The organism is Streptomyces sp. NPDC057702 (assembly GCF_042799315.1).
Taxonomy (GTDB): domain Bacteria; phylum Actinomycetota; class Actinomycetes; order Streptomycetales; family Streptomycetaceae; genus Streptomyces.
On record NZ_JBHVJC010000001.1, the window covers coordinates 1 to 17,557 of the forward strand.

The 17,557-nt window shown below is 73.8% G+C and carries 16 protein-coding genes and 1 riboswitch; of the genes, 10 read left to right on the forward strand and 6 right to left on the reverse strand.

Annotation, left to right across the window (positions count from 1 at the left end):
• Positions 1 to 967: diguanylate cyclase domain-containing protein (locus ACFVFR_RS00005; RefSeq protein WP_383696182.1), on the forward strand; the 967-nt coding region annotated here is incomplete at its 5' end.
• Between the two features lie 245 nt (positions 968 to 1,212).
• Complete coding sequence (locus ACFVFR_RS00010) at positions 1,213 to 2,247, forward strand: carbohydrate-binding protein (protein ID WP_383696185.1); 1,035 nt, start codon at positions 1,213 to 1,215, stop codon at positions 2,245 to 2,247.
• A 244-nt stretch (positions 2,248 to 2,491) separates the two neighbouring features.
• Here the strand turns inward: ACFVFR_RS00010 and ACFVFR_RS00015 are convergent, their stop codons facing one another.
• The 4 genes from ACFVFR_RS00015 to ACFVFR_RS00030 form a co-directional block, all read right to left on the reverse strand.
• Positions 2,492 to 3,346, reverse strand: coding sequence for a ketose-bisphosphate aldolase (locus tag ACFVFR_RS00015; RefSeq protein ID WP_383696187.1), 855 nt, complete (start codon positions 3,344 to 3,346; stop codon positions 2,492 to 2,494).
• A gap of 233 nt (positions 3,347 to 3,579) precedes the next feature.
• Positions 3,580 to 4,509 (reverse strand): 1-phosphofructokinase family hexose kinase, encoded by a 930-nt coding sequence (locus ACFVFR_RS00020; protein ID WP_383696190.1) that lies wholly within the window; start codon positions 4,507 to 4,509, stop codon positions 3,580 to 3,582.
• A 408-nt stretch (positions 4,510 to 4,917) separates the two neighbouring features.
• A complete protein-coding gene (gene nagA, locus ACFVFR_RS00025; RefSeq protein WP_383696193.1) occupies positions 4,918 to 6,093 on the reverse strand; it encodes an N-acetylglucosamine-6-phosphate deacetylase in 1,176 nt (391 codons plus the stop codon).
• The gene (locus ACFVFR_RS00030) at positions 6,093 to 7,025 is read right to left on the reverse strand and encodes an ROK family protein (protein ID WP_383696196.1); all 933 of its coding nucleotides are present in this window, start codon (positions 7,023 to 7,025) and stop codon (positions 6,093 to 6,095) included. Before ACFVFR_RS00030 ends, nagA begins: the two co-directional genes overlap by 1 nt.
• Before the next feature lie 684 nt (positions 7,026 to 7,709).
• Between ACFVFR_RS00030 and ACFVFR_RS00035 the strand changes: the two genes are divergently transcribed.
• The 3 genes from ACFVFR_RS00035 (at position 7,710) to otsB (ending at position 10,701) form a co-directional block, all read left to right on the forward strand.
• Positions 7,710 to 8,969, forward strand: a complete 1,260-nt coding sequence (locus tag ACFVFR_RS00035; RefSeq protein WP_383696199.1) for an extracellular solute-binding protein — start codon at positions 7,710 to 7,712, stop codon at positions 8,967 to 8,969.
• 10 nt (positions 8,970 to 8,979) lie between these two features.
• The gene (locus ACFVFR_RS00040) at positions 8,980 to 9,414 is read left to right on the forward strand and encodes a DUF3263 domain-containing protein (protein ID WP_383696201.1); all 435 of its coding nucleotides are present in this window, start codon (positions 8,980 to 8,982) and stop codon (positions 9,412 to 9,414) included.
• 456 nt (positions 9,415 to 9,870) lie between these two features.
• Positions 9,871 to 10,701 carry a trehalose-phosphatase gene (gene otsB, locus ACFVFR_RS00045; protein WP_383696203.1) on the forward strand — a complete coding sequence of 277 codons (831 nt, stop codon included), beginning with the start codon at positions 9,871 to 9,873 and terminating at the stop codon, positions 10,699 to 10,701.
• A gap of 257 nt (positions 10,702 to 10,958) precedes the next feature.
• Here otsB and ACFVFR_RS00050 read toward each other — a convergent pair whose 3' ends face one another.
• Positions 10,959 to 12,701 (reverse strand): trehalose-6-phosphate synthase, encoded by a 1,743-nt coding sequence (locus tag ACFVFR_RS00050; protein ID WP_383696204.1) that lies wholly within the window; start codon positions 12,699 to 12,701, stop codon positions 10,959 to 10,961.
• 181 nt (positions 12,702 to 12,882) lie between these two features.
• Positions 12,883 to 13,884, reverse strand: a complete 1,002-nt coding sequence (locus ACFVFR_RS00055; RefSeq protein ID WP_383696205.1) for a glucosyl-3-phosphoglycerate synthase — start codon at positions 13,882 to 13,884, stop codon at positions 12,883 to 12,885.
• A 174-nt stretch (positions 13,885 to 14,058) separates the two neighbouring features.
• A riboswitch (SAM riboswitch) is annotated at positions 14,059 to 14,197 on the forward strand.
• A 17-nt stretch (positions 14,198 to 14,214) separates the two neighbouring features.
• Between ACFVFR_RS00055 and thrC the strand changes: the two genes are divergently transcribed.
• From thrC to ACFVFR_RS00080, 5 genes are all read left to right on the forward strand, one after another.
• Positions 14,215 to 15,531, forward strand: coding sequence for a threonine synthase (gene thrC, locus ACFVFR_RS00060; RefSeq protein WP_383696208.1), 1,317 nt, complete (start codon positions 14,215 to 14,217; stop codon positions 15,529 to 15,531).
• A 104-nt stretch (positions 15,532 to 15,635) separates the two neighbouring features.
• Positions 15,636 to 15,911 carry a MoaD/ThiS family protein gene (locus tag ACFVFR_RS00065; protein ID WP_383696211.1) on the forward strand — a complete coding sequence of 92 codons (276 nt, stop codon included), beginning with the start codon at positions 15,636 to 15,638 and terminating at the stop codon, positions 15,909 to 15,911.
• A gap of 441 nt (positions 15,912 to 16,352) precedes the next feature.
• Positions 16,353 to 16,559, forward strand: a complete 207-nt coding sequence (locus ACFVFR_RS00070) for a cold-shock protein (RefSeq protein WP_383696213.1) — start codon at positions 16,353 to 16,355, stop codon at positions 16,557 to 16,559.
• Positions 16,560 to 16,608: 49 nt separating this feature from the next.
• Complete coding sequence (locus ACFVFR_RS00075; RefSeq protein WP_383696215.1) at positions 16,609 to 16,827, forward strand: hypothetical protein; 219 nt, start codon at positions 16,609 to 16,611, stop codon at positions 16,825 to 16,827.
• An 18-nt stretch (positions 16,828 to 16,845) separates the two neighbouring features.
• On the forward strand, positions 16,846 to 17,325 hold the full coding sequence (locus tag ACFVFR_RS00080) for a hypothetical protein (protein ID WP_383696216.1): 480 nt from the start codon (positions 16,846 to 16,848) through the stop codon (positions 17,323 to 17,325).
• The last annotated feature ends 232 nt before the right edge of the window (positions 17,326 to 17,557 follow it).

The window sequence follows — 17,557 nt, forward strand, 5'->3', positions numbered from 1 at the left end:
CCAGGATGAAGCGCAGGCCCTGGAAGTCGGCGATCGGGCGGCCGAACTGCGGCTGCTGCGCCGGGACGGCACCTACGTGTGGGTCTCGCTGCGCAACTCGGTGGTCGCCGACGCCGCCGACGGCCCCCGCTTCCTGCTCACCCACGTCGAGGACATCGAGGAGCGCAAGCGGCACGAGCTCCAGCTCGCCCACCGGGCCAGCCACGACTCGCTCACCGGCCTGCCCAACAGCGCCGAGCTGCGCGCCCGGCTCGGGGCCCGGCTCTGCGGCCGGCCGCCGCAGCCCGCCTACGCGGGCGCCGACACCGCCCTGCCGGGGCCGGGCGGCGCGCAGCCGGCCGCCACGGCGGTGCGGGAGGCGGCGCTGGTCGGCAGCGTCGAGCAGGACGCGTTCGTGCAGGGCTTCGGGTTCGACGGGCTCGACTCGCCCGTGGACCTGGCCGCCCTCGGCGACTTCGCCGGCCTGGACGCCGAGACGCTGGAGAGCCTGACCGGCGGCGGCGACGGCGGCCCCTTCGACCACCACGTGCACACCTACGCGCCCGCCGAGGGCGAGGAGGACGACGGCACCAAAGGGCTCGCGGTGCTCTTCTGCGACCTGGACGGCTTCAAGTCGATCAACGACAGGTTCGGCCACCACACCGGCGACGCGGTGCTCATCGAGGTGGCCCGCCGCCTCTCGCACGGGGTGCGGGACGGGGACACGGTGGCCCGGCTCGGTGGCGACGAGTTCGTGGTCCTGGCCGACGGACTGGGCCGGGCCGACGCGCAGGACCTCGCCGTGCGCCTACGGAACGCGATCATCCCGCCCATCCGTTTCGAGGGCCGCGCGGTGCGCGTCGGAGCGAGCTTCGGCATCAGCTGGGCGGCCTGCGGAATGTCGGCCGAAGAGGTGTTGCAATCCGCTGACCAGCGGATGTACGTCGAGAAGCGATCGCGGTCCAAGGCCGGTCGGCGCGCCGGCTAGCACGGGCGGCCCGGCCCGCCACCGCACGGGCCCGGGGGAGGGAACGGGGAGAAGCCGCGCGGGCGTTGCGTGGCGAGGTAGGCTGCGCCGGTCGGCACGGCTGCCGAGAGTGAATCGATCATGAACATTGGCCATCCGGACAGCGCACGGCTATTACGGCCGCCCCGGCCCTGATAAGAGCTGTTCTGGCACGCGAGTGCCGCAGCGCGGATGACCATCAGGGACGAAGTGGGAGTGACCAGGGGATGACGGCCGGCAACAACGGCTCGGGCGCGCCGCAGGACGACGACCCGTTCGCGTACCTGTACCGCCAGGAGGGCGGCGAGGAGAGCGCGGGTCAGGGCGGCCAGGGCGCGTCACGCACGGGCGGTTACGGCTACCCCGGGCCGCAGCAGCCGGGCGTCCCGAGGACCTCGTACAACCACGTGCGCGCCGTCGGCGAGCGCCAGTACGGCCAGCAGCACGCCCAGCAGCCGTACGGCCAGCAGCAGCCCCCGGCGCAGCAGCAGGGTGGTTACGGCTACCCGCCGCAGCACAACGCTCACTACACCGCCCCCGAGGCACTGCCCCAGCAGGCCCGCCAGCGCGCCCAGGGTGCCCCGCAGCCCGGCGGCGTACCGCCCCGGCAGTACGCCCCGGCGCCCGGCGCGGGACACGGCGGCGGAGGGCGCGGGCCCAACAGCAAGGGGTTGCTGATCGGCGCGATAGCCGTGGTGGCCGTCGTGGTCATCGGCATCTCCGTCGCGATGATCTCCAACTCCGGCAAGAAGGACGACAAGGCCGAGCCCACCGGGTCGGCCACCCCGACCCAGGCCGAGTCCGTCGAGCCCAGCGAGGACCCGAAGCCGACGAAGAAGCCGGACCCGCTGCCGACCGAGGACGCCTCGGCGATGCGGCTGGAGGGCGGCACGACCCTGGCCACGGACATCCCCGGCGCGAAGGCCGAGGGGGGCAACTACGTCGCGGGCATGAACAAGCCCGGCGCCGCCGCCACCTGGACCGTGGACGTCGAGAAGGCCGGCCAGTACCGGCTGTACGTCGGCTACGGCGTACCCGGCGAGGACCAGAACCTGACGGTCACGGTGAACAGCAAGCGGGACTCCCGCGCCATCAGCATGAAGAACTTCGCACTCGCGAAGAAGGGTGACTGGGAGAAGGGCTGGACCCACACCTGGGCCATCGTCAACCTGAACAAGGGGACGAACACGGTGCGGCTGTCCTGCGAGGCCGGCAACAAGTGCGACGTCAACCTCGACCAGGTCTGGCTGAAGAACGGCTGACACCGCGACCGGGCGGCCCCGCCGCCCGCGTTCCGCCCTCGCGCCGGTCCCCACCGGCGACCCCGTCCCGTCCGCGCCACCCGCCGGCCGTACCACCCGCCGGCCGCACGCCCCGTGGCGTCACCGGGTCCGACACGTCCGTACGGCGACCCGGCCCCGCCCCGTGGCCTCGTACCGCTCCCGTGCCGGCCGGAGCCCGGGGCGACGGGGCCGTCCCGGGCTCCGGCCCGCCGCTTCGCGCGGGTCAGGCGGTGTGCACCACGGCCAGGAAGCGGGCCACCGTCTCGGCCATCGCGTCCCGCCCCGGGCCCACGTACTTGCGCGGGTCCACCAGCGCCGGGTGGGCCTCCAGCTCCGCGCGGACCGCGCCGGTGAACGCCGTGTTCAGGGCCGTCCCCACATTGATCTTGACCATGCCGGCGGTCACGGCCCGCCGGATCTCCGCGTCCGGCACGCCCGAGGAGCCGTGCAGCACCAGCGGCACCGACACCGCCGCGCGCAGCCGCGCGACCAGCTCGTGGTCAAGCGTGGCGGTGCGCTCGGTCATCGCGTGCGAGCTGCCGACCGCCACGGCCAGCGCGTCCACGCCGGTGTCCGCGACGTAGGCCGCCGCCTCCTCGGGGTCGGTGCGCACCCCCGGGGCGTGCGCGTCCAGCGGCGCCTCGCCCTCCTTGCCGCCGACCTTGCCCAGCTCGGCCTCCACCCAGACGCCCCGCTCGTGGCCCCAGCGCACGGCGTCGGCGGTGGCCGCCACGTTCTGCTCGTAGGTGAGCTTGGACGCGTCGAACATCACGGAGCTGAAGCCCTCCGGGTGCGCGGCGTGCAGCAGGTCGACGCTGACCACGTGGTCGAGGTGGAGCGAGAGTGGGGCGCTGGAGGCGCGGGCCACGGCGGCAGCGGCGGCGGCGATGGGGGCCAGGCGCCCGCCGTGGAAGCGGACCGCGTTCTCCGAGACCTGGAGGATCGCGGGCGCGCCCGCGGCCTCGGCGCCGGCGGCTATCGCCTCGGCGTGCTCCAGCGAGATGACGTTGAACGCGGCGACCGCGCGGCCCGTGGCCCGCGCTCCTTCGACGAGTTCACCAGTGCTGACCAGTGGCATGTCCGTCCTTCGTTCCGGGCCGGGCTCGGCCCCTCGTGCCCGCGCGGCCGTCCCAGCCTGTGGCGAGGGGCCCACCCGGGCGGTCGTTCTCGCGCCGGGCCACGGCCCGACGACCCTGGTGCGTGACGCGACGCGACATGGCGTCGCCACCCGCCTCCCGCTCGCGGCCCGTACCCGGGTGGGCGGGGGCCGCGTGTGCGGAGGGGGTCGCGACCGACCTTAACCAGCCAGGTTCACGCCGCCGCCGGGTGGGGGCTCACACGGACCTTGGGCAGGAGCTCGGCGTAGGTGGCCGCGTCGTACTCGCCGGCCACCGGTGAGCGCACCGTCGCCGCCGACAGTGCCACCGCGCGGGCCAGCCGCTCCGGCCAGGGCAGTCCTTCGGCGAGGCCGGAGAGCAGGCCGGCCACGGCCGAGTCGCCGGCGCCGGTCGGGTTGCCCGCGATACGGGCGGGCGGGCTCGCGCGCCAGGCGCCGTCGCCCGTGACGGCCAGCAGTCCGTCCGGGCCGAGCGAGGCGGCGACCGCGTGCGCGCCCCGGCGTCTGGCGTCCCGCGCGGCCCGCACCGGCTCGGTGGACCCGGTGAGCGCGGCCAGCTCCTCCGCGTTCGGCTTGACGATGTCGGGCCGGGCGGCGATGCCCCGGCGCAGCGGTTCGCCGCTGGTGTCGAGCAGCACCGGCACGTCGGCGGTGCGCGCGGTGCGTATCAGCTGGGCGTACGCGCCCACCGGCAGTCCCGGTGGCAGGCTGCCGCACAGCGCGACCGCCGCCGCCCCCGTCAGCAGCTCGGCGTACCGGTCGGCGAAGGCGGCCCACTCGGCCGGCGTGACCTGCGGACCCGGCTCGTTGAGCTGCGTGGTGTCGCCCGAGGCGGCGTCCACGAGGCCGACCGTGCGCCGGGTGGTGCCCGCGATGGGGACGAACGCGTCCGCGACGCCCGGGTACGCGCCGAGCTGGTCGCGCAGCGCGGCGCCCGTCGCGCCGCCGACCAGGCCGGTGGCGACCGTCTCGTGGCCGAGGGTGGCCAGCACGCGGGCGACGTTCACGCCCTTGCCGCCCGGCCGCTCGATGACCTCGGAGATCCGGTGGCTGTGGTGGGGCCGCAGGCGTGGCAGGCGGTAGGTGATGTCGAGGGCAGCGTTGAGGGTCACGGTCAGGATCACTGCGGGCTCCCCCTCCCGTTGGTGGTGGACGTGACGGTGCCCCGGCGTCGCGGTGGCGGTCGGCCGGCGCGGTCGGGTCCGAGGCCGAAGGTCCGGCCCCACGCGCCTGGTCCGGGTCGCGTGTCGCGGCGCGCGGAGCGGTTGGCTTACTGCCAGCGATCATGCCAAAGCCGGGGCGGTTGTCCCACCCCTGTAGGCCAACCGCGCGGCTCTGACGCGTTATGAGCCGTTGTCGACGTGTTACGCCCCGCTTCGGGGCGTATTCCGCTCCGACGGCTGGCCGGGCGTGGGGCGGGGCCGCGGGCGACTGGCGCTCGCGGCCCCGCTCTTCGCGCCGGCGCCCACGGGGCGCGGCCTGGCGCGCGTCCTCGGCCGGGGGGTGGTCGGCCGGGGCGGGCGCGCGGCGGCTCAGCTCGCGGGCCGGATCACCCACGCGCCCCGGCGCATCACACCGACCAGCGCGAACTCGGCGTCGAGCACCACCAGGTCGGCGTCCTTGCCCGCCTCGAGCGAGCCGATCCGGTCGGTGAGCCCGAGCACCCGTGCGGGGGTGGCGGACAGGGCGCGTACGGCCTGCTCCACGCTGAGCCCGTCGACGGTCACCGCGCGCCGGAAGACCTGGTCCAGGGTGAGCGTGGAGCCCGCGATGGAACCGGCCGTCGGGCCCTCGCTGATGCGCGCCACACCGTCCTTGACCTCGACCTTCATCGGGCCCAGCGGGAAGATGCCGTCCTCCATGCCGGCCGCGCCCATGGCGTCGGTGATGAACGCGACCCGGTCGGCGCCCGCGCTGCGGAAGGCCAGCTCCAGCGTCGCCGGGTGCAGGTGCGTGCCGTCGTTGATCAGCTCGACGGTGACCCGCTCGTCCTCCAGGAGGGCGGCCACCGGGCCCGGCGCGCGGTGCAGCAGCGAGGGCATGGCGTTGAACAGGTGGGTGGCCACGCTCGCGCCGGCCTCGATGGCCTCGCGCGTCGCGTCGTACGTGGAGTCCGTGTGGCCCACGGCCGCCACGACCCCGGCGTCCACGAGCAGCCGTACCGAGTCCAGGCCGCCGGGCAGTTCGGGCGCCAGCGTCATCATCTTCGCCGTGCCCCGGGCGGCGTCGACCAGCTTGCGCACGTCCGCCGGGTCCGGGTCGCGCAGCAGGGTCGGCTCGTGCGCCCCGCAGCGGTGCGGCGAGATGAACGGGCCCTCGAAGTGCACGCCCGCCAGCTCGCCCTGCTGGACCAGCTCGGACAGGACGTGGGCCTGCCGGGCCACCTCGTCCAGGTCGCCGGTGACGGTGGAGGCGAGCATCGTGGTGGTGCCGTGCCGGCGGTGGGTGTCGATCGCGCGCAGCGACTCCTCGGTGGTGCCGGAGGAGAAGGAGGCGCCGCCGCCGCCGTGTACGTGCAGGTCGACGAAGCCGGGGACCACCCAGTGACCGGGCAGGTCGAGGTGCTCGCCCCCGCCGGCGCCCGCCGCGTCCGGGCCGGCGGGACCGGCGGAGACGACGTGGCCGTCCGCGACCGTCACCACACCGGACTCGACGACTCCGGTGGGCAGGACGACGCGGGCGCCCGCGAGAGATGTTCGTTCGGCCATCAGGCGGATACCTCCGTAGCGAGAAGATCCCAGGCGAGCAGACCGGCGCCCAGGCAACCGGCGGTGTCCCCGAGCGCCGCCGGGACGATGTCGGGGAGCTGTTGGAACGTGACCCGCTCGGCCACCGCCGCGCGCAGCGGCACGAACAGCGTGTCCCTGGCCTCGGCGAGCCCGCCGCCGATGATCAGCCGGCGCGGGTCGAGCAGGGTGAGGGCGATGACCAGGCCGTCGGCGAGCGCGTCCACGGCCTCCTGCCAGACGGCCAGCGCGCGCGGGTCGCCCGAGGCGACGGCCTTCGCGCAGTCGGCGGCGTCCGCGTCCGGGGCGCCCACGGCGGTGGCCCAGGCCCGGCTGACGGCCGCGGCCGACGCCAGGGTCTCCAGACAACCGCGCTGGCCACAGCCGCAGTCCGGACCGTCGGGGCGCACCACGACGTGCCCGATCTCGCCGGCGTAGCCGTGCGCGCCGGCCTCGACGCGGCCGTCGATGCCGATGGCGCCGGCGATGCCGGTGCCCAACGGCACGAACAGGTAGCGGTCGGTGCCCTCGCCGGCACCGATGCGCCCCTCGGCCAGGCCGCCGGCCCGCACGTCGTGGCCGAGCGCGACGGGCACGCCGTCCAGGCGTTCGGAGAGCAGGGCGCGCATGGGCACGTTGTTCCAGCCCAGGTTGGTCGCGTACACCGCGACCCCGGCGGTCTCGTCGACGATGCCGGGCACGGCGACGCCGGCCGCCGCGGCGGGGGTGCCGTACCGCTCGGTGCCGATGGCGTGCAGCTCGGCCGCGAAGTCGAGGATCGCGGCTATCACGGCGTCCGGTCCGCGTTCGCGTTCCGTCGGCCGCCGAGCCGTGTGCAGCAGCTCGCCGTCCGCCCCGACCAGGGCGGCCTTCATTCCGGTGCCGCCCACATCGAGGGCGATGACGTGTTTCACGCGGGATAGTCTCGCGCGATTCACCGCTAGAGGTCTAGGCCACTTCGCCGTCGCGGAGTGTCGCGCCCTGTCGCCGCACGGGTTGTCGGCCGTTTTCGGGGTGCGCGAAAGCGTGCCCGAACGCACCCGCTCGGGCACCGGAACCCTTCGTTCGGTCATCGGTTCTCGCCCGAACACCCCGTGGGCGTACGCGTGGCGCGGGCCCGACGGCCGGTCGGTCGGGCGGGCGCGGACCGGCCGGGCGAGGGGCGGGCGCGGGCCGGGCGGCGACCGGCCCGTGAACGGCGACCGGCGTACGGGCTGAGCGCCGGAGGCCGGTAAACGATCTGTGAGACCGCACACGGTGCCGGGGCGAAGCGCCTGAATGGCCCGGAAATCAACCTGTATGGCGTGGGCGGGTGGTCGGATTCGTGGGGGGTGGTGCCCCCTCGCGAAGGGTGGTCGTGCTTAGTCTGAGCGGGCCCGGCGACGCCACGTGGAGTGACGTGTTCCGGGTCGCCGTAGCTGGTGTGGGTGACGCGGAAGTGGCCACAGGTGATACCGAAGCGAGACCAGGTGTGGTGTAGACCTCAGGGGGGTTGCGGGGGGAGACTCGCAACTCGTGTCGGAGAGTGACACTCCGGCAGATTCCGGTAGACGAGCAGAGCGTGAGGGTGGGTACCGGTTGTGCAGCGGCGGCGGTTCTTGAGTCTGACGGCGGCGGGTGCCGCCACGGCGGCGGTCTCCCCGGCGCTGGCCGCCTGCGGAGCCGGCTCGGGCTCCGGTGACGTACGGCTGAAGCTGGTCGCGGCCGACTACGGCGACACCAGCACCAACAGCTCCCTGAACTACTGGGGCGACCTGGCGCGGGCCTTCGAGACCCAGCACGGCAACATCAAGATCGATGTCAACGTCTTCAGCTGGACCGACATCGACAAGAAGGTCGCCGAGATGATCGACAAGGACGAGACCCCGGATCTCGTCCAGTTCGGCACGTACGCGGACTTCGCCGCCAAGGGCATGCTCTACCGCGCCGACCAGATCCTGTCCATCCGCACCCAGGCGTCCTTCCCCTCCGCCATCACACAGGCGGGCGAGGTCAAGCGGGTGCAGTACGCGATGCCGTTCGGCGCCAGCACCCGGCTGCTCTTCTACAACAAGAAGCTCTTCGGCGAGGCGGGCATCGCCAAGCCACCCACCGACTGGGACGAGCTCCAGACGGCCGCCGAGCAGCTCAAGGCGATCGGTGTGAAGTACCCGTACGCGCTGCCCTTCGGCCGCGAGGAAGCCCAGGCCGAGACCCTGATCTGGCTGCTCAGCGGTGGTGGTGGCTACACCGACGGCTACGGCAGCTACATGCTCGACTCGCCCGAGAACGTCGCGACGCTGGAGTGGCTGCGCGACGAACTCGTCGGCAAGGGCCTCACCGGCCCCCGCAAGCCCGGCTCCCTCAACCGGCAGGACGCGTTCAACGCCTTCACGCGCGGTGAGGTCGGCATGCTCAACGGCCACCCCACGCTCATGCAACAGGCCGTCGGGCACCGCCTGGAGTACGACGTGGCCCCGCTGCCCGGCCGCGACGGCCTCTCGGCCACCACGATGGGCGTGGCCGACTGGATGATGGCGTTCAAGAAGAACGGCCACCGCAAGCAGATAGGTCAGTTCCTCGACTTCGTCTACAGCGAGCCGAACGTCGTGGCCTTCGCCGCGAAGTACCGGCTGCTGCCCGTCACCAGCGAAGCCTCCGCCACGATGCGCCGCAACGACGAGTACAAGAGCATGTGGCGCTTCCTCGACGGGCTGGAGACCGCGCAGTTCTACCCGTTCGACAAGACGTCCTGGGCCAAGGTCAACGAGTCCCTGCGGGAGTCGGTCGGCACGATGGTGCTGAAGGGCGGCGACCCGTCGACCGTGCTCGGGGAGATCCAGCGCACGGCCGACGCCACGGAGAACGAGGAACGTTAGGTTGGCCGGCGTGACCCACCCCGCCGAGCCCGACCCCACTCCGGACCCGCCCCGCCCCGCGTCGGAGCGGATATCCCCTGACGCGGGCGTGGTCGCTGACGCGGGCGCTGATACGGGTGCGGGTGCGCGCGCCGGGGCCGACGAGACCGCCGGGGCCGCCGAGTCCGACGAGGCCGGTGAGCCGAGTCGGTCGTCCCCGGGCTCCCCGCCCGGCGAGGGCGACACGCTCTGCGCGCGGGACGCCGCCGTGTTGGCCATGGAGAGCCGTGGCTGGCCGGGGCCCGGTGTGAAGGAGCGGACCATCCGCGAGCGGCTCGGCATGTCCCCGACCCGCTACTACCAGGTGCTCAACGCCCTCCTCGACGACCCGCGCGCCCTACGGCACGACCCGGTGACGGTCCACCGGCTCCGACGGCTCCGCGACGACCGCCGCGACCGCCGCTGACCCGGCAGCCGTTGACCCACTCGTCCTGACGCGGCCGGCCCTGACCCGGCAGCCGCTGACTCACCCGTCCTGACGCGGCCGGCCCTGACCCGGTCACCTGGCCGGGCGGATACGGCACCGCTCCGACACGAGCCGCACACCCGGACGCCGGCGGTCCCCGCGCACGGCCCGGCTCCGGCGGACGGTTCAGCTCCGGCGGAGGTGTCCCGTTCCCGCGCGGGTCGGCCCCGGCGGGCGTGTCCTGTCTCGCGCGGGTCGGCCTCGCGCACCGCGCGGCGTGGGGTACCGCACCCCGTGGTGCGCACGGCGCCCCGTGGTGCGCACGGCGCCCCGTGGTGCGCGGGGCGCCCCGTGGCGTGTCGGGCCCGTGACGGGGCGGCGGCCGAAAGCGTGTGGTGGGTGGTGGCTGGTCCGGCACCGGCGACGGGGGCGGGGCGCGCCGGTAGGGTCGGTCGTATGGGCATTCCCGTCCCCGCCACCGCCGCCGGCCGCGCCGGCCTCGCCGCGCTGCTCGCCCGGCCCGAACGGGCCGTCATCGCACTCGACTTCGACGGCACGCTCGCCGAGATCGTGCCCGACCCGGAGCAGGCCCGCGCCCACCCCGCCGCCGTGCCCGCGCTGGCCGCGATCGCCCCGCTGGTCGGCACGGTCCTCGTCCTCACCGGCCGCCCCGCCGAGGTCGCGGTGCGCTACGGCGGCTTCGCCGGCGTACCCGGCCTGGAGCGCCTGGTCGTTCTCGGCCACTACGGCGCCGAGCGCTGGGACGCGGCCACCGGCGGGTTGCACGCCCCCGAGCCGCCGCCGGGGGTGGCCGCCGCGCGCGCCGAGCTGCCGGCCGTGCTCGCCCGCGCCGTCGGGGCCGACGGCGCCTGGGTCGAGGACAAGAGCCGCGCCATCGCCGTCCACACGCGTCGGGCCGTCGATCCACAGGCCGCGTTCGAGGCGCTGCGCGAGCCCCTGGCCGGGCTCGCCCGCCGGCACGGCCTCATCGTCGAGCCGGGCCGCCTGGTCCTTGAGCTGCGCCCGCCCGGCGTGGACAAGGGGACCGCGCTCACGTCGTTCGTCACCGAGGTGGACGCGGAGGCCGTGTTGTACGCGGGCGACGACCTCGGCGACCTCGCCGCCTTCGACGCGATCGAACGCCGCAGGTCAGCGGGCCAGCCCGGGGTGCTGGTGGGCAGCGGCAGCACGGAGGTCACCGCGTTGACCGAGCGCGCCGACCTCGTCGTGGACGGCCCACCCGGCGTGGTGGCCCTCCTCACGGCCCTGGCCGACGCCCTGCGCTGAACGTTTCCCCCGCCCGCCCGATCACCCCGGCCACCCGGCCAGGCGACCATCGAGCGCCCCACCCCGTCCGGGCCGGCCCCCGTCCGGCTGGCCAGCCATCGGGCCCGCCCCCCTTCGACCGGGCCCGCGTGCGAGGGGGCCCGGGCCGGCAGCCGACGGGGACGCCGCGCACAACGCCGTGGCCGCCCCGCACCAGGGGGCGGCGGGCGTCCACGGTGGGAGGCGGGTGGGCGACCGCCTCGGCGGAGCGCCCCGCGCTACGTCGCGCCCAGGGCGCGTAGCTGGGCCAGGAACCACTCCCGGGGCGGCAGCGCCGTCGCCGCCTTGGCCAGCCGTTTCGTGCGTGCGGCGCGTTCGGCGGGGTCCATCGAGAGTGCCTCGTGCAGGGCGCGGGCCGTCGCCTCCACGTCGTACGGATTGACCGTCAGCGCGTCCTCGCCCAGCTCCGCGTACGCGCCCGCCTCGCGCGAGAGCACCAGCGCGCAGCCCGCTTCCGAGATCACCGGGACCTCCTTGGCGACCAGGTTCATGCCGTCCCGGATCGGGTTGACCAGGGCCACGTCGGCGATCCGGTACGCGGCCAGCGAGCGCGCGAAGTCGTCCTTGACGTGCAGGACCACCGGCTGCCAACCGGGCGTCCCGAACGCCTCGTTGATCTCCTCGGCGACCCGCCGCACCTCCTGCGTGTACTCCCGGTAGACCGCGAGGTCCTGGCGGGAGGGGTAGGCGAACGCGACGTGGACGACCCGCTCCCGCCACTGCGGCCGGTCGGTGAGCAACCGCCGGTAGGCGTGCAGGCCGCGCACGATGTTCTTGGACAGCTCCGTCCGATCGACCCGGACGATCACCTTCCGCCCACCCTCGCCTCCCTCGACGCCGCCGGCGGCCGGTGCGTCCGCGCCGGTCGGGCCGCCGTCGATCTGCGCGCGCAGCGCGTCCCGGCGTTCGGCCACGTCGGCCGCGCGCGAGCGGGCGCGCAGGAACTCCGCGTCCGCGCCCAGGCCGTGCACCCCGAGCCGGGTCGTGCGGCCGTCGAGCTCCACCGTCAGCTCGCCCGAGGCCGTGTCCCGCCCGACGCGGGCACCGAGCACCCGCGCGCAGCAGTCCGCGAACGCCTCGGCCCAGCGCGCGGTCAGGAAGCCGGCGCGGTCGCCGCCGAGGATGCCGCGCAGCACGGCCTCGGCGACGTCGTCCGGCAGCATCCGGTAGTAGTCCGGCGGCGCCCACGGCGTGTGCGAGAAGTGACCGATGCGCAGGTCAGGGCGGCGCTCCCGGAGCAGCGCCGGCACCAGCGTCAGGTGGTAGTCCTGCACCAGCACGGCCGCCCCCGGCGCGGCCTCGCGCGCGAGCGCGTCCGCGAACGCCCCGTTGTACGCCTCGTACGCCGCCCACTGGCGCGCGAAGTCGGCGTCGAACGACGGCTCCAGCGGCGTCTGGTAGAGCAGATGGTGGACGAACCACAGCACGGAGTTGGCCACGCCGTTGTACGCGGCGGCGAAGACCTCCGGCTCGATGTCCAGCATCCGCACCCGCTGGCCACCGGTGTCCGCGGTGTCCAACAGCGCCCCGGCCCGGCCGCCGGCGGCGTCCGGGGCGGCGCTCCGGGCGGTGTCGGCCCCGTCGCCGGCTCCCGCGCCGGCCCGGGCGGCGGCCTGGCGTACCGCCTCCCGGTCGCCGTCGCCGAGCGCGGCGCACACCCACACCGCCTGGGCGTCCGCGCCGATCGCGGAGAGGCCGGAGACCAGCCCGCCACCGCCGCGCCGGGCGGTCAACGCGGGCGGCTCGGGGGACGCGGCGGAACGGGGGGACGGCCGGGGCTCGGGCGCGCTCGCGGCGTCGGAGCCACCGGGTGCGGTTCGCGATGGCGAACGGGGCGGGGGTGACGCCAGCGCGTACGAGACGGGTCCGCGGTTGGAGGCGACCAGCACCAGGGCACCGGGCCCTGGGTCGGCGTCTCGCGCGGAGTCGGCGGCGTCCTGTGCGGGGTACGCGGGGACCATGCGGCGAGCCTAGCCAGGACCGGAACCGCTCAAACGTGCGGACGCATCCCGCCCCACCCGCCTACCCGGCCACCACCCGACCGCCCGACGACTCCCGCTACGCCGATTCCCGTACGCCGCGCCCGCCCCGTGCCACCCACGACCCCCGCGCGCCGCACGACCCCCGACCGCCCGCGTCGTCTCAGGCCGCCCAGCGCTCCGCGTACTCCGGGATCTCGATCATCGGCGGGCGTTCCTCGGTGTCCACCGGGTACGTGTGCGGGGTGAATCCGCCGTCCGCGCCACGCGTGAACTGCGTCAGCTGCGGGCGCACCAAGTGACCACGGGCCAGGCGTAGTTGGGCGGTGCGGTAGATGGCCGCCGCCATCCGGCCCAGGGCCTGGCCGTCCTGGTGGCGATGGCGGCGTACGCCCACGTCCACCTGGCCGAGCGCGTCGAGTCCGACCGTGTGCAGCGCGTCCACCAGCAGGCCGATCTCCACGCCGTAGCCGACCGGGAACGGCAGTCGCTCAAGGAGCGACCGGCGCGCCGCGTACTCGCCGCCGAGCGGCTGGACGAACCCCGCGAGCAGCGGCCAGTGCAGGTTCAGCAGCGGCCTGGCCACCAGTTCGGTCACCCGACCGCCCTGTCCGGCGGGCCCACCACCCACCACGTCGCCGGGTTCCTCGTCCGGCTCGACCGGGTGCCCCGACAGCTGGAGCGGCCGGTCGTACATCGCCTTGACGAACTGCGTCTCGGGGTCGGTGAGCAGCGGGCCGACGATCCCGGAGACGAAGGTGGTGGAGAAGTCGCGCAGGTCGGCGTCGACGAAGCAGACGATGTCGCCGTCCGTGGCCAACAGCGAGCGCCACAGCACCTCGCCCTTGCCCGGCACCGTCGGCACCCGGGGCAGCAGGCTGTCGCGGTGCACCACGCGCGCCCCCGCCGCCCGCGCGACCTCGGCGGTGCGGTCGCTCGATCCCGAGTCCAGCACCACCAACTCGTCCACCAGGGGAGCCGGGCCCATCAGGTCGCGACGTATCGCGGCGACGATCGCGCCGACCGTGGCCTCCTCGTTCAACGCCGGCAGCACCACGCTGACGCGGGTGCCGGTGGCCCGTTTCGCCGTCAGGAGCACGTCGAGCGGACGGTCGGCGGCGGACCAGGACCGTCGGCTCAGCCAGCGCTCCACCTCTTCCAGCACGTGCGTGACTCCTTTGCGCGCCGGGCGGCGCTCGATGTTACGTTCATCTCGTGGTTTGGACGACCCCCTCCAGGGTTCCAACCTTCGGTTACAGTCTTGAACAACGCGGATGACCGTCGCATGCCGGGGTCATCACGCCAACAAACGCCTGGCTCCAAGGAGCCGGTGCCATACCGCTCATCCAGAGGGGCAGAGGGATACGGCCCGTTGAAGCCCCGGCAACCCTCCAGTCGGTTTCTCGCGAAGCGAGGCTCCCGGCCGGGAAGGTGCCAATTCCGTCTCGTGACGAGATGCGTCGCGAGGAAGATGAGGAGAAAGGGCCTCGCCTCCATGGCTGTGCAAGTCACCGAAACCAGCACCACCACCCCCGCTGACCCCGCCGTTTCCACCGGCTCGGTCGATCTGGGCCCCGCCGTCGCGCTGTCCTGTCGCGAGTGCGGCGAGCGCTTCGACCTCGGTCCGATCTTCGCCTGCGCACTGTGTTTCGGCCCCCTTGAGGTGGCGTACGACCTGCCGACCGGCGACCCGGAGGCGCTGCGCGAGCGCATCGCGGCCGGCCCGAACAGCATCTGGCGGTACGCGCCGCTGCTGCCGGTGCCCGCCGACGTCGCCGCCAAGCCCAACCTGAACCCGGGCCTGACCCCCCTCGTCCAGGCCGACCGACTCGCCAGCGAGCTCGGCGTCACCGGCGGCCTGTACGTCAAGGACGACTCGGGCAACCCGACGCACTCCTTCAAGGACCGGGTCGTGGCCGTCGCCGTCGAGGCCGCCCGCGCCTTCGGCTTCACCACGCTCTCCTGCTCCTCCACCGGCAACCTGGCCGGCGCGGTCGGTGCCGCCGCCGCCCGCGCCGGCTTCCGCTCCTGCGTGTTCATCCCGCACGACCTGGAGGCGGGCAAGGTCGTCATGGCCGCCGTCTACGGCGGCGAGCTGGTGGCCATCGAGGGCACCTACGACGACGTCAACCGCTTCTGCAGCGAGCTGATCGGCGACTCGCTCGGCGAGGGCTGGGGCTTTGTCAACGTGAACCTGCGCCCGTACTACGGCGAGGGCTCCAAGACGCTGGCCTACGAGATCTGCGAGCAGCTCGGCTGGGAGATCCCCGACCAGATCGTCATCCCGATCGCCTCCGGCTCGCAGCTCACCAAGATCGACAAGGGGCTCAAGGAGCTGATCAAGCTCGGCCTGGTCGAGGACAAGCCGTACAAGATCTTCGGCGCGCAGGCCGAGGGCTGCTCGCCGGTCTCCCGCGCCTTCAAGGACGGGCACGACGTGGTGCGCCCGGTGAAGCCCGACACCATCGCCAAGTCGCTGGCCATCGGAAACCCGGCCGACGGCCCGTACGTGCTCGACATCGCCCGGCGCACCGGGGGAGCGGTGGAGGACGTCACCGACGCGCAGGTGGTCGACGCGATCAAGCTGCTCGCCCGTACCGAGGGCATCTTCGCCGAGACCGCCGGCGGCGTGACCGTGGGTGTCACCAAGAAGCTCATCGAGACCGGGCAGCTCGACCCGACCCTGACCACCGTCGTCCTCAACACCGGTGACGGGCTCAAGACGCTGGACGCCGTCGCGCCCACGGCCGGGCCCACCGCGACGATCAAGCCGAGCCTCGACGCGTTCCGCGCGGCGGGCCTGGCGGGCTGAGGCCCGCGCGTCGGCCAGGCCGTCGGTCGCGCCCGCGACGGCGGCCCGGCCCGACCGCCGCGACCAGCAAGCTCTCCCCGTTCTCCCACGAAGGTGACCCCAACATGAGCGTCAGCGTTCGCATTCCGACCATTCTGCGCACCTACACCGACGGCAAGGCCGAGGTGAGCGCCGAGGGCGCGACCCTCGGCGAGGTGCTGGCGGACCTGGAGAAGAACCACCAGGGCATCGCCGCCCGCGTGCTCGACGACCAGGGCAAGCTGCGCCGCTTTGTGAATGTGTACGTCAACGACGACGACGTGCGATTCAGTAGCGGACTGGAAACGGTCACCCCGGACGGTGCGGGCATTTCGATCATTCCCGCCGTCGCCGGCGGCTGACCGACCCGCTCCGCCGCGAACTGCCGGAACTGCCCCGTCCACCGGAAAGTGGACGGGGCAATTCCATGTTTAGAACCGCGATAGAGTTGAAGTGATCTCCTCTCCGCCTCACGGGCCCGTGTGTGGACCGCATATGGGAACCCGTCAAAATGTGCGCGAAGCGTGGACATGTTTTGCCGGTTTACTCCCGCCATGTCCGGCCCGACTTGACCGGTAATCGCCGGAATTCGCCCCGTATCGCCGATGACGCGTGCCCAGAATTCTCGTCCGATTGACCTGTTGCTCTGGGCATCTGGGCAGATACATTCAGCGGCGGTCGACGCGTTCCGGCGCACGCCCCAGGGGTCCCCTTTCCATTCGTCAGGGGTTCTCAGGGGTGAGGTCTGACCCGGGTCCGCGGAGTGCGGTCCTGCGCAAGGGCCAGCAATAGGGGAGTTAGGAATGGCTCAGGGCACCGTCAAGTGGTTCAACGCGGAGAAGGGATACGGCTTCATCGCGGTCGACGGTGGTGCGGACGTGTTCGTCCACTACAGCGCGATCCAGATGGACGGGTACCGCACCCTTGAGGAGGGCCAGCGGGTCGAGTTCGAGATCTCGCAGGGTCAGAAGGGGCCGCAGGCGGACATGGTCCGCGTGGCCGGCAGCTGAGCGCCGACCGACTGCAGCGTGAACAAGGGCCCGCACCCTCGGCAGGGGGGTGCGGGCCCTTCGCGTTGGCCTCGCCGGCCTGGCCGTTCCGACTACCTCACCCCGGTCGACCTCGCTGATATGGCTGACCTCGCCGGTCTGGCTGACCGTGCCGGTCCGGCCGATCTCGCTGACCCGGTTGACCTCACTGGTCTGGCCGATCTTGCCGACCTGGCTGGCCTCGCTGGTCTGGCCGAGGCGCCGGCCCCGGTCGACCTCGCTGGTGTGACTGACCTCGCCGACCCGGTTGGCCTCGCTGGTCCGGCTGAGCTCGCCGCCCCGGCTGAGCTCGCCGCCCCGGTTGGCCTCGCCGCCGCAGTTGACCCCGCCGGTCTGGCCGAGGTGCCGGCCCCGGCTGACCTCGCTGGTGTGGCCGATCTCGCCGACGCGGTTGGCCTCGCCGCCCCGGCTGACCTCGCTGGTGTGGCCGATCTCGCCGCCCCGGTTGACCTCGCCGACCCGGCTCGCCTCGCCGGTCCGGTTGACCTCGCTGGTCTGGCCGAGGTGCCGGCCCCGGTCGACCTCGCTGATATGGCTGACCTCGCCGGTCTGGCTGACCTCGCCGCTCGGGATGGGTTGGTTGGCCCGGCCGATCTCGCCGACCCGGCTGGCCTCGCCGACCCAGCTGACCTCGCTGGTCTGGCTCGCCTCGCCGACCCGGCTGACCTCGTCGACCCGGCTCGCCTCGCCGGCCGATCTCGCCGCCCGGCTGGCCTCGCTGGTGTGACTGACCTCGCTGGTCTGGCTCGCCTCGCCAACACGGCCGATCTCGCCGCCCCGGTTGACCTCGCCGACCCGGCTCGCCTCGCCGACACGGTTGGCCTCGCCGGTCTGGCCGGTCTCGCCGACGTGGTTGGTCCGGCTGGTGTGACGGGGCCGGTCGGGCCGACTGTTTCGCTTCGGTCGGTCGTCGCGTTCTGGACGGTGTGGGTGATCGCTCGGGGGGCTCGGGCGTCCTG